At 65.8% G+C, this 10,486-nt stretch carries 12 protein-coding genes and 1 pseudogene; 12 read left to right on the top strand and 1 reads right to left on the bottom strand.

Annotated elements, in window-relative coordinates; translation table 11 throughout:
- A pseudogene (locus APH44_RS28410) lies at window positions 1-998 on the bottom strand (flagellar hook-length control protein FliK); the annotation flags it as partial.
- Window positions 999-1,245: 247 nt separating this feature from the next.
- Between APH44_RS28410 and ccmA the strand changes: the two are divergent.
- The 12 genes from ccmA to APH44_RS28350 all read left to right on the top strand — a co-directional run bounded on the left by ccmA (window position 1,246) and on the right by APH44_RS28350 (window position 10,459).
- The gene (ccmA, locus tag APH44_RS28405) at window positions 1,246-1,878 is read left to right on the top strand and encodes a cytochrome c biogenesis heme-transporting ATPase CcmA (protein ID WP_054895617.1); all 633 of its coding nucleotides are present in this window, start codon (window positions 1,246-1,248) and stop codon (window positions 1,876-1,878) included.
- Complete coding sequence (gene ccmB, locus APH44_RS28400) at window positions 1,875-2,543, top strand: heme exporter protein CcmB (protein ID WP_054895616.1); 669 nt, start codon at window positions 1,875-1,877, stop codon at window positions 2,541-2,543. Before ccmA ends, ccmB begins: the two co-directional genes overlap by 4 nt.
- A gap of 46 nt (window positions 2,544-2,589) precedes the next feature.
- Window positions 2,590-3,357 (top strand): heme ABC transporter permease, encoded by a 768-nt coding sequence (locus APH44_RS28395; RefSeq protein ID WP_054895615.1) that lies wholly within the window; start codon window positions 2,590-2,592, stop codon window positions 3,355-3,357.
- The gene (gene ccmD, locus APH44_RS28390; protein ID WP_054895614.1) at window positions 3,354-3,530 is read left to right on the top strand and encodes a heme exporter protein CcmD; all 177 of its coding nucleotides are present in this window, start codon (window positions 3,354-3,356) and stop codon (window positions 3,528-3,530) included. Before APH44_RS28395 ends, ccmD begins: the two co-directional genes overlap by 4 nt.
- Complete coding sequence (gene ccmE, locus APH44_RS28385) at window positions 3,527-3,982, top strand: cytochrome c maturation protein CcmE (RefSeq protein WP_054895613.1); 456 nt, start codon at window positions 3,527-3,529, stop codon at window positions 3,980-3,982. Before ccmD ends, ccmE begins: the two co-directional genes overlap by 4 nt.
- An 11-nt stretch (window positions 3,983-3,993) precedes the next feature.
- Window positions 3,994-5,967: a heme lyase CcmF/NrfE family subunit gene (locus APH44_RS28380; protein WP_177339355.1), complete on the top strand. Its 1,974-nt coding sequence runs from the start codon at window positions 3,994-3,996 to the stop codon at window positions 5,965-5,967.
- Window positions 5,964-6,500, top strand: a complete 537-nt coding sequence (locus APH44_RS28375) for a DsbE family thiol:disulfide interchange protein (RefSeq protein ID WP_054895611.1) — start codon at window positions 5,964-5,966, stop codon at window positions 6,498-6,500. The genes APH44_RS28380 and APH44_RS28375 overlap by 4 nt, the downstream gene beginning before the upstream one ends.
- Complete coding sequence (locus APH44_RS28370; RefSeq protein WP_054895610.1) at window positions 6,497-6,973, top strand: cytochrome c-type biogenesis protein; 477 nt, start codon at window positions 6,497-6,499, stop codon at window positions 6,971-6,973. The genes APH44_RS28375 and APH44_RS28370 overlap by 4 nt, the downstream gene beginning before the upstream one ends.
- Window positions 6,966-8,153: a c-type cytochrome biogenesis protein CcmI gene (gene ccmI, locus APH44_RS28365; protein WP_054895609.1), complete on the top strand. Its 1,188-nt coding sequence runs from the start codon at window positions 6,966-6,968 to the stop codon at window positions 8,151-8,153. Before APH44_RS28370 ends, ccmI begins: the two co-directional genes overlap by 8 nt.
- 12 nt (window positions 8,154-8,165) lie before the next feature.
- Window positions 8,166-8,591 carry a hypothetical protein gene (locus tag APH44_RS28360; RefSeq protein WP_054895608.1) on the top strand — a complete coding sequence of 142 codons (426 nt, stop codon included), beginning with the start codon at window positions 8,166-8,168 and terminating at the stop codon, window positions 8,589-8,591.
- A 103-nt stretch (window positions 8,592-8,694) separates the two neighbouring features.
- Entirely contained in the window at window positions 8,695-9,633 is a 939-nt protein-coding gene (locus APH44_RS28355) for a 2-hydroxyacid dehydrogenase (protein WP_054895607.1), read from the top strand.
- Between the two features lie 37 nt (window positions 9,634-9,670).
- Window positions 9,671-10,459: a PhzF family phenazine biosynthesis protein gene (locus APH44_RS28350; RefSeq protein WP_054895606.1), complete on the top strand. Its 789-nt coding sequence runs from the start codon at window positions 9,671-9,673 to the stop codon at window positions 10,457-10,459.
- The last annotated feature ends 27 nt before the right edge of the window (window positions 10,460-10,486 follow it).

Raw genomic sequence — 10,486 nt, 5'->3', positions numbered from 1 at the left:
CTGACTTGGTCGAGCATGCCCAGGGCGCTGCGGGCCATGCCCGGCAGGACCTGGGCCAGGGCGGTGGCGGCCAGCGCCGGATTGAATGTGGGGTTGCCCGGAACGCTCGGCAAGACTTGCGCCACCAGGCGCACCAGCTGCGCCTTGAGGTCTGGAGCCACTCCCGCGCCAAGGCCGCCGAGCAGCTTGGCTTCGAGAAACGCGCCACTGTTGTTCAGTGCCTGGGCGATGCTCTTGGCGTCGCCCAGCTGTGCGGGGGTTGGCAGGCTGGCCAGCAGGCGCGCGGCGGTAGCGCTCAGCTCGCTGTTGCCAGCGGGGGCGTTGGCGATCTGCTGCAAGGCGTTGAGCAAGGTTGGCAGCGACGCCTGGCGGCTTGTTTGGGTCAGCAGTTGCTGGGCGATGGTCAATTGGTCCTGGCGCCCGCTCAGGGGTACGAAGCGCAGCGACTGGTCGCCTTGCACCAGCGCGCTGAGCAGGCTGCCGACCGCCAACGGACGTGGGCTGTCGATGGTCAGGGTGGCGCCGGCCTGGCTGCTGTTGAGCAGGCTCACCAGCGAGCGGAACGCTGTGGTCTGCGCCGCGCTGCCGGGCAGTGCCTGGCTGGTCAGCACCTTGCCCTGCAGCAAGGTGCCGATCGGTATCTTGCCGGTGTCGAGCTGAGTGAGGGTGGCGATGTTGCTGGCGCTGGCCTGTTGCAAAACCACAGCCAGGCGGTTGCTATCGGCTTGGCCAAGCGTGATCTGGCTGCCGGGGGGCAGGGGCTGGTTGGCACTGGCCTGCACCTGGGCCTGGTTGCCGTTGGGCAGGCTCAGGCGCAACAGCATCATGAAGTCCTGGCCTACCTGGCGCAGGTTCAGCACTTCGGCCTGGGCAGTCTGGCCCGGGGGGATCAGGCCGGGTTGCGCTTGACTCAGGCGCAGCAGCTCACCGGTCAGGCTGGCCTTGGCCACCTGCGCTGCGAATGCGCTTTGTGCGCCGAGACTATTGATTTCCGTCATGATTGTATACAACCTGTCGAGCCAGCCCTCTTGGCAGCGGGATGGCACATGTAATAATGCCGAGCGCGTTGCCACTGCCAGTATAACGGCCAGTGGCAGGGCGACTTGAGACAAGGGTGTTGATCTGCGGTGTTTCATTCGCGGGCAAGCCCGCTCCCACAGGATCGCTGCTGCTTCTGTGGGAGCGGGCTTGCCCGCGAAGAAGGCGCCACTGCTCGACACGCCATGAACAGCATAAGGCGAAACCGTGACCCTCCACCTCCAAGCCGCGAACCTTGCCTGCGAGCGCGACTGGCGACTGCTCTTCGAGCACCTTGACTTCGAACTGCGCCCCGGCGACATGCTGCAGGTCAGCGGCCCCAATGGCAGCGGCAAGACCAGCCTGCTGCGCCTGTTGGCCGGCCTAATGCAGCCGACGGCAGGGCAGATCCTGCTCGATGGCCGCGCCCTCGGCGAGCAGCGCCATGCTCTGGCCAGTATCCTGCTGTGGATCGGGCATGCTGCCGGGATCAAGGAGTTGCTGACGGCCGAAGAGAACCTTGCCTGGCTCTGCGCCCTGCATCGACCCGCGACCCGCGAGGGCATCTGGACGGCTCTCGAGGCGGTCGGCCTGCGCGGATTCGAGGATGTGCCTTGCCATACCCTCTCGGCCGGCCAGCAGCGCCGCGTCGCCCTGGCCCGCCTGCACCTGGACTGCCCGCCACTGTGGATCCTCGATGAACCGTTCACCGCCCTCGACAAGCAGGGGGTGGCCCAGCTCGAAGCGCACCTGGCCGCGCACTGCGAGCAGGGGGGGACGGTGGTGCTGACCACCCATCACAACCTCGAGCGCAGACCGTCCGGCTACCGTGAACTCAACCTGGGGCAGTGGGCGGCATGAGCGTATTCCTTCTGTTGCTGCGCCGCGAAGCGCGCCTGTTGTTCCGTCGCCCGGCAGAGCTGGCCAACCCGCTGGTGTTCTTCGCCATTGTCGTGGCGCTGTTTCCGCTGGCGGTCGGCCCCGAGACGCAATTGTTGCAAACCTTGTCGCCTGGACTGGTCTGGGTCGCGGCCTTGCTGGCGGTATTGCTGTCGCTGGACGGCCTGTTCCGCAGCGATTTCGAGGATGGCTCGCTGGAGCAGTGGGTGCTATCACCGCATCCACTGCCATTGCTGGTGCTGGCCAAGGTTCTGGCGCACTGGACCTTTTCCGGGCTGGCGCTGGTATTGTTGGCGCCACTGCTGGCGCTGATGCTGGGTTTGCCAGTCGCCTGCCTGCCGGTGCTGCTCGGCTCGCTGCTGCTGGGCACTCCGGTGCTGAGCTTGCTGGGGGCGGTGGGCGCGGCGTTGACGGTCGGGCTCAAGCGCGGTGGTTTGCTGCTGGCGTTGCTGATTCTGCCGTTGTATATCCCTGTATTGATCCTGGGCAGTGGTGCGTTGCAGGCGGCGTTGCAGAATATGCCCGCGACCGGACACCTGCTCTGGCTGGCCTGCCTGACCGCCCTGGCCGTGACACTGACACCCTTTGCGATAGCGGCCGGCCTGAAGATCAGCGTCGGCGAATAACGAGTCCCGGGCACCGAAGCCCGGCAAAGACCCTGGATGTACCCTGATGAAAATGAGCTGGACGTGGTTCCACAAACTGGGTTCCCCCAAATGGTTCTATGCCATCAGCGGCCGCATGCTGCCGTGGCTGACCATCGCTGCGGTGCTCCTGCTGCTGGTGGGCATCGCCTGGGGCCTGGCTTTCGCCCCGCAGGACTACCAGCAGGGCAACAGCTTCCGCATCATCTATATCCACGTACCTGCGGCCATGCTCGCGCAGTCCTGCTACGTGCTGCTGGCGGTCGCCGGTGTGGTGGGGTTGGTGTGGAAGATGAAGCTGGCCGACGTCGCCCTGCAGTGCGCCGCCCCCATCGGCGCGTGGATGACCGCGGTGGCGCTGGTCACCGGGGCGATCTGGGGCAAACCGACCTGGGGCAGCTGGTGGGTGTGGGACGCGCGCCTGACCTCGATGCTGATCCTGCTGTTCCTGTACTTCGGCATCATCGCCCTGGGCCAGGCCATCAGTAACCGTGACAGCGCCGCCAAGGCGTGCGCGGTGCTGGCCATCGTCGGCGTGGTCAACATCCCGATCATCAAGTATTCGGTGGAGTGGTGGAACACCCTGCACCAGGGCGCCACCTTCACCCTCACCGAAAAACCGGCCATGCCTGCCGAGATGTGGCTGCCGCTATTGCTGACGGTGCTGGGCTTCTATTGCTTCTTCGGCGCCGTGCTGCTGCTGCGCATGCGCCTTGAAGTGCTCAAGCGCGAAGCGCGTGCCAGTTGGGTGCGCGAAGAGGTGCTCAGCAGCCTGGGCCGGGAGACCGTGCGATGAGTTTCGCCTCCTTCAGTGATTTCCTCGCCATGGGCCATCATGGCCTGTACGTGTGGTCGGCCTATGGCATCTGCCTGACGGTACTGGCGATCAATGTCGCCCTGCCGCTGCAGGCCCGCCGCCGCTACCTGCAAGAAGAGGCGCGCCGTCTGCGCCGGGAGAACCACCAGTGAATCCGCAGCGCAAGAAACGTCTGTTGCTCATCCTCGGCCTGCTGGTCGGCGTCGCCGTGGCCCTGGGCTTTGCCCTGAGTGCCCTGCAGCAGAACATCAACCTGTTCTACACGCCCACCCAGATCGCCAACGGCGAGGCGCCGCAGGACACACGCATTCGCGCCGGCGGCATGGTCGAGAAGGGCTCGGTGCAGCGCTCGGCCGACTCGCTCGACGTACGCTTCGTGGTCACCGACTTCAACAAATCGGTGCCGATCACTTACCGTGGCATCCTCCCGGACCTGTTCCGCGAAGGGCAGGGCATCGTTGCCTTGGGCAAGCTCAACGCCGAGGGCGTGGTGGTGGCTGACGAGGTGCTGGCCAAGCATGACGAGAAGTACATGCCGCCTGAGGTGACCAAGGCGCTCAAGGAGAGCGGCCAGGCCGCCACTGCCGGCGAGGTCAAGCCATGAACGCTGCCCTGGTGATCCCCGAGCTTGGCCAGTTGGCGATGATCCTGGCGATCTGTTTTGCCGTGGTGCAGGCCAGCGTGCCGCTGCTCGGTGCCTGGCGTGGCGACCGTCTGTGGATGAGTCTGGCGCGCCCTGCGGCCTGGGGCCAGTTCGCCTTCCTCGCCTTTGCCTTCGCCTGCCTCACCCATGCCTTCATGACCGACAATTTCTCGGTCGCCTATGTCGCCCACAACTCCAACACCGCACTGCCCTGGTACTACAAGTTCAGCGCCGTGTGGGGCGCCCACGAAGGCTCGCTGCTGCTCTGGGCGTTGATCCTGGGTGGCTGGACCTTCGCCGTGTCGGTGTTCTCGCGCCAGTTGCCGCAGGTGATGCTGGCGCGGGTGCTGGCGGTGATGGGCATGATCAGCACCGGTTTCCTGTCGTTCCTGATCATCACCTCCAACCCGTTCACCCGCCTGCTGCCACAGGTGCCCACCGACGGTCGCGACCTCAATCCGCTGCTGCAGGACTTCGGCCTGATCGTCCATCCGCCGATGCTGTACATGGGCTACGTGGGCTTCTCGGTGGCCTTCGCCTTCGCCATCGCGGCGTTGCTCGGTGGCCGCCTGGATGCAGCCTGGGCGCGCTGGTCGCGGCCCTGGACCATCGTCGCCTGGGCCTTCCTCGGCATCGGCATCACGCTCGGCTCCTGGTGGGCCTACTATGAGCTCGGCTGGGGCGGCTGGTGGTTCTGGGATCCGGTGGAAAACGCCTCGTTCATGCCATGGCTGGTCGGCACTGCGCTGATTCATTCGCTGGCAGTGACCGAAAAGCGCGGGGTGTTCAAGAGCTGGACCGTGCTGCTGGCCATCGCGGCGTTCTCGCTGAGCCTGCTGGGTACCTTCCTGGTGCGCTCCGGGGTGCTGACCTCGGTACATGCCTTCGCCGCCGACCCGTCGCGCGGTGTGTTCATCCTGATCTTCCTGCTGTTCGTGGTCGGCGGCTCGCTGACCCTGTTCGCCCTGCGCGCACCGGTGGTCAAGAGCCATGTGGGCTTTGGCCTGTGGTCGCGCGAGACGCTGCTGCTGGCCAACAACCTGGTGCTGGTGGTGGCTGCCTCGATGATCCTGCTGGGCACGCTCTACCCGCTGGTGCTCGACGCCCTGACCGGCGCCAAGCTGTCGGTCGGCCCACCTTACTTCGATGCGTTGTTCCTGCCGTTGATGGCGCTGCTGATGGTAGTGCTGGCGATCGGTGTGCTGGTGCGCTGGAAGGATACGCCTGGCAAATGGCTGTTCGGCATGCTGATGCCGGTGCTGATCGGCAGCGCGATCCTGGCGCCGGTCGCCGGGCTGATCGTCGACGACTTCGACTGGCCGGCGCTCAGCGTCTTCGCCCTGGCCGCCTGGGTGGTGCTCGGCGGGGTGCGCGATATTCTCGACAAGACCCGTCACAAGGGCCTGCTCAAGGGACTGCGCGGCCTGCACCGCAGCTACTGGGGCATGCACCTGGCCCACCTGGGGCTGGTGGTGTGTGCCCTGGGCGTGGTGTTGTCGAGCAACAACAGCGCCGAGCGCGACCTGCGCCTGGCGCCGGGCGAAAGCGTCGAACTGGGCGGTTATCACTTCCTGTTCGAGGGCGCCAGGCACTTCGAGGGTCCGAACTTCATCTCCGACAGGGGCACCATCCGTGTGTCGCGCGAGGGGCGTGAAGTGACCGTGCTGCACCCGGAAAAACGCCTGTACACCGTGCAGCAATCGATGATGACCGAGGCCGGTATCGATGCCGGCTTTACCCGCGACCTCTATGTCGCCCTGGGCGAGCCACTGGAGAACGGTGCCTGGGCAGTACGGGTACACATCAAGCCCTATGTGCGCTGGATCTGGCTGGGCGGCTTGCTGACCGCACTGGGCGGGCTGCTCGCAGCGCTCGATCGGCGTTATCGGGTCAAGGTCACGGCGCGGGTGCGCGATACATTGGGCCTGTCTGGAGCGACGGCATGAAGCGTTGGATCATGGTAGTGCCATTGGCGGTGTTCCTGCTGATGGCCGTGTTTCTGTACAAGGGGCTGTTCCTCAAGCCCGATGAACTGCCGTCGGCGATGATCGGCAAGCCATTCCCGGCATTCTCGCTGCAGAGCGTGCAGGGCGACCGGACCCTGACCCAGGCCGACCTGCAGGGGCGACCGGCGCTGGTCAACGTCTGGGGCACCTGGTGCCCATCGTGCAAGGTCGAGCACCCTTATTTGAACCAACTGGCCGAGCAAGGCGTGGTGATCTACGGCATCAACTACAAGGACGACAACGCCGCCGCGCTCAAATGGCTGGCCGAGTTCCACAACCCTTACCAGCTCGACATCCGCGACGAGCAGGGCACTCTGGGCCTGGACCTTGGCGTTTACGGCGCGCCGGAAACCTTCCTGATCGACGCCAAGGGCATCATTCGCTACAAGCATGTCGGTGTGGTCGACGCCACGGTCTGGCGCGAGCAACTGGCGCCGCTTTACCAGGGGCTGGTTGATGAGGGGCGGCCATGAAACGCTGGCTTGCCGCCGCCATACTTGGCTTGAGCCTGGCCGGCATGGCCAGGGCGGCCATCGATACCTATCAGTTCCGCGACGATGCCGAGCGCGAGCGCTACCAGCAACTGACCAAGGAACTGCGCTGCCCCAAGTGCCAGAACCAGGACATCGCCGACTCCAACGCACCGATCGCCGCCGACCTGCGCCGGGAAATCTTCCGCATGCTCGGCGAAAACCAGAGCAACCAGCAGATCATCGACTTCATGGTTGATCGCTACGGCGACTTCGTACGCTACAAGCCAGCGCTGACGGCGCGTACCTGGTTGCTCTGGTTCGGCCCTGGCGTGTTGCTGGCTGGCGGCTTCGTGGTGCTGGCGGTGATCGTCCGTCGGCGCCGCAGCCCGGTGGCGCACGGCAACTCCGAACTCTCCGTGGACGAACGCGAACGTCTCGCCAAACTGCTGGATAAAGAACAGACCCATGACTGAATTCTGGCTGAGTGCGGGCCTGCTGTTGCTCGCCGCCCTGGCTTTCCTGCTGATCCCGATCCTGCGTGGCCGCCGCCAGCAGCAGGCCGAAGAAGACCGCACCGCGCTCAACGTGGCCTTGTATCAGGAGCGGGTCGCTGAGTTGACTGCGCAGCAGGAGGCCGGGGTGCTCGACGCCGGGCAACTGGCCAAGGGGCGCGACGAGGCGGCCCGTGAACTGCTGTCCGACACCGAAGGTAGCGAGGCGCCGCGTCAGGGGCATCTGGGCAAGACCCTGCCGCTGGTGGCTGCCGTGCTGGTGCCGGTAATGGCGCTGGGGTTGTACCTGCATTTCGGCGCCGCCGACAAGGTCGAGCTGACCCGTGAGTTCGCCGATGCGCCGAAAACCATGCAGGAGATGACCACGCGCCTGGAGCGTGCCGTGCAGGCTCAGCCGGACTCTGCCGAGGGCCTGTATTTCCTCGGCCGCGCCTACATGGCCGACCAGCGTCCTGCCGATGCCGCCAAGGCCTTCGAGCGTGCGGTCGCCCTGGCCGGTCGTGAACCCGAGCTGCTCGGGCAGTGGGCCCAGGCGCAGTACTTCGCTGCCGACAAGCAGTGGAGTGCGCAACTGCAGAGCCTGACCGACGAAGCACTCAAGGCCGACCCGAACGAGGTTACCAGCCTGGGGCTGCGCGGCATCGCTGCCTTCGAGGGCGAGCGCTACCAGGAAGCGATCGATTACTGGCAGCGCCTGCTGGCGCAACTGCCCGAAGGCGACGCCTCGCGCGCCGCCTTGCAGGGTGGTATCGACCGTGCCGCCGACAAGCTCAAGGCCGATGGCGGCAAGCCGGTGCAGGCGGCGAGCCTGACCGTGCGTGTCGAGCTGGCCGCAGCGCTCAAGGACAAGGTCAAGCCGGACGACACCGTGTTCATCTTCGCCCGCGCCAGCAACGGCCCGCCGATGCCGCTGGCGGCCAAGCGGGTGACGGTGGCGCAGTTGCCGATCGAAGTGCAGCTGTCGGATGCCGACGCGATGATGCCGCAGATGAAACTGTCGGACTTCGCTGAAGTCCAACTGGTTGCGCGCGTATCGCGTGCCGGCCAGCCGACCCAGGGCGAGTGGATCGGCCAGAGCGCGCCGCTGGCTACCCGCGGCCAGCCAACACAGCACCTGACCATCGACCGTCCCGACCGATAAGAGATTGCCGCCATGAACCGCAGCGTACGCCTGACCCTGATCACCCTGGCCCTGGGGCTTTCTGCCTGTACGGTGCACCAGCCAGGCGAGCGCGAGTCGCTGCCACCGATCGAGACCACGCCACCACCGCACCAGGGGCCGGTGGTCAAGCCGCTACCGGGCGGACAGCCCGCACCGCAGCCTGGCGCGCCGTCCGGTATTCCCAAGCCGATGCCACGCACCTCCGCGAGCTTCGCGCCGCCGCCAGGGGGTGCCAGCCACTGGGACCCGAAGCTTGGCGTCTATGTGCTGGAGAAGCAGCCCAACACCTTCTATCGTCAGCGCACCTACTACCGTTATGACAAAGGCTGGAGCTGGTCGCTGAGCCCCAATGGCCCCTGGCAGGAAACCGACAGCAGCGGTGTGCCGGGTGGATTGGGCAGGGCCTTCCCGCAGTAAGTATCCTTCACGTCCCTGTCGTGGGCTCGCCCCCGCGATAGAGGCCCTCGCAGTCTCCCGCCGAACTGGCATAATCCCCCTCTGAATCGAACCGGAGGGTGGCATGAGCAAGACAGTCCTGGTACTGGTGGAAACCGTCGATGATTACCTGCCGCTGCTGGAGCAGGCCGGTTACCACCTGATTCGTGCCCCATCCCCGCAACGGCGAGCGCAAGCCATCGCCGAGCATGCCGAGCAGATCGATGCTGTCCTCACCCGTGGCCCGCTGGGCCTGACCGGTGCTGAAATCCAGGCGCTGCCCAAACTCGAAATCATCTGCGTGATCGGCGCAGGCTATGAGCAGGTCGACCTGGCCGCCGCCAAGGCCCGTGGCATCGCCGTCACCAACGGTGCTGGTGCCAACGCAGGCCCGGTCGCCGATCACGCCATGGCCCTGTTGCTGGCGATGTTGCGCGATATTCCCCGGGCCGATGCCAGCACCCGGCGCGGTGAATGGAACCGGGTCATCAGCCCATCGGTGAGCGGCAAGCGCCTTGGCATCATCGGCCTTGGCGCCATCGGCCAGGCCATCGCCAAGCGTGCAGCCCAGGGCTTCGACATGAGCGTCAGCTACCACAGTCGCACGCCGCGTGGTGATGTGCCCTACACCTGGTACGACAGCCCGTTGCAACTGGCCCAGGCCGTGGACATCCTGGTGATCGCCACCCCGGGTGGTGCCGGTACCCTGCATCTGGTCGATGCCCCGGTGCTCGAGGCGCTGGGGGGCGAGGGGTATCTGGTCAATATCGCCCGCGCGAGCGTGGTCGATACCCAGGCGCTCGTGCAGGCATTGCAGACGGGCGTCATCGCTGGCGCAGCATTGGATGTCTTCGATGACGAGCCTGCCGTGCCCGAGGCACTCAAGGTATTGGGCAATACCGTGCTGACCCCGCATGTCGCCGGCCAGTCGCCGGAAGCGGCGCGCGACACCGTGACCCTGGTGGTGCGCAATCTCCAGGCATTCTTCGCTGGCGAGCCAGTGCTCACGCCAGTACTGTCGTAATCCCAGCTTTCGATCCCGCCTGACAAGGAGTGTGTGCATGCAACTTGAGATCTTCCAGGTCGATGCTTTTTCGGCCGAACCTTTTGGCGGTAACCCAGCGGCGGTGATTCCGCTGGACAGCTGGCTGCCGGACGATGTGCTGCAGCGCGTCGCCGAAGAGAACAACCTGTCCGAGACGGCCTACTTCGTGCGTAACGGCGAAGGCTTCGACCTGCGCTGGTTCACCCCGGCCGTGGAGGTCGATTTGTGCGGCCACGCCACGCTGGCTTCGGCCTGGGTGTTGTTCGAGCAGTTGCATGAGCAGGCCGAGGTGTTGCGCTTCAATACCCGCAGCGGTGAGTTGCGCGTCAGTCGCGGTGCAGATGGCTTGCTGGCCATGGACTTCCCGGCCAAGCAACCTGTGGCGGTGGACATCCCCGATGGCCTGCTCGAGGCCCTCGGTCTGCCGAGCGCCCGCGCGCTGTACCGCTCGGATGACTTCGTGGTGGTGATCGACGATGCAGCGTTGATCGATCCGCTCAAGCCCGATTTCGTCGCGCTGTCGGCCTTCGATGTGCGTGGCATTGCCGTGACTGCGCCGGGGCGCGGCTTCGACTTTGTCACCCGCTGGTTCGGCCCTCGAGTGGGGATCAACGAAGATCCGGTGACCGGCTCGGCACACACCTCGCTGGCGCCTTACTGGTCCGAGCGCCTCGGCAAGCGCAGCCTCAGCTGCGAGCAGGGCGGGGTGCGCAAGGGGCAGTTGCAGTGCGAGGTGCCGGGTAACGGCCGAGTGATCATCAGCGGGCGTGGGGCGCTATATATGCGAGGGACAGTGTTCATCTGACTGGCGAGGGTGGCTTGCGGGCCTCTT

The organism is Pseudomonas sp. NBRC 111143 (genome assembly GCF_001320965.1).
Lineage (GTDB): Bacteria > Pseudomonadota > Gammaproteobacteria > Pseudomonadales > Pseudomonadaceae > Aquipseudomonas > Aquipseudomonas machongensis.
This window is presented reverse-complemented; position numbering and strand designations above follow the sequence as displayed.

Excerpts from the sequence above, each read along its gene's own strand:
- ccmB (WP_054895616.1), top strand. The coding sequence starts at position 1,875 with ATGAGCGTATTCCTTCTGTTGCTGCGCCGCGAAGCGCGCCTGTTGTTC.
- APH44_RS28395 (WP_054895615.1), top strand. The coding sequence starts at position 2,590 with ATGAAAATGAGCTGGACGTGGTTCCACAAACTGGGTTCCCCCAAATGG.
- ccmD (WP_054895614.1), top strand. The coding sequence starts at position 3,354 with ATGAGTTTCGCCTCCTTCAGTGATTTCCTCGCCATGGGCCATCATGGC.
- APH44_RS28375 (WP_054895611.1), top strand. The coding sequence starts at position 5,964 with ATGAAGCGTTGGATCATGGTAGTGCCATTGGCGGTGTTCCTGCTGATG.
- APH44_RS28370 (WP_054895610.1), top strand. The coding sequence starts at position 6,497 with ATGAAACGCTGGCTTGCCGCCGCCATACTTGGCTTGAGCCTGGCCGGC.
- ccmI (WP_054895609.1), top strand. The coding sequence starts at position 6,966 with ATGACTGAATTCTGGCTGAGTGCGGGCCTGCTGTTGCTCGCCGCCCTG.
- APH44_RS28360 (WP_054895608.1), top strand. The coding sequence starts at position 8,166 with ATGAACCGCAGCGTACGCCTGACCCTGATCACCCTGGCCCTGGGGCTT.
- APH44_RS28355 (WP_054895607.1), top strand. The coding sequence starts at position 8,695 with ATGAGCAAGACAGTCCTGGTACTGGTGGAAACCGTCGATGATTACCTG.
- APH44_RS28350 (WP_054895606.1), top strand. The coding sequence starts at position 9,671 with ATGCAACTTGAGATCTTCCAGGTCGATGCTTTTTCGGCCGAACCTTTT.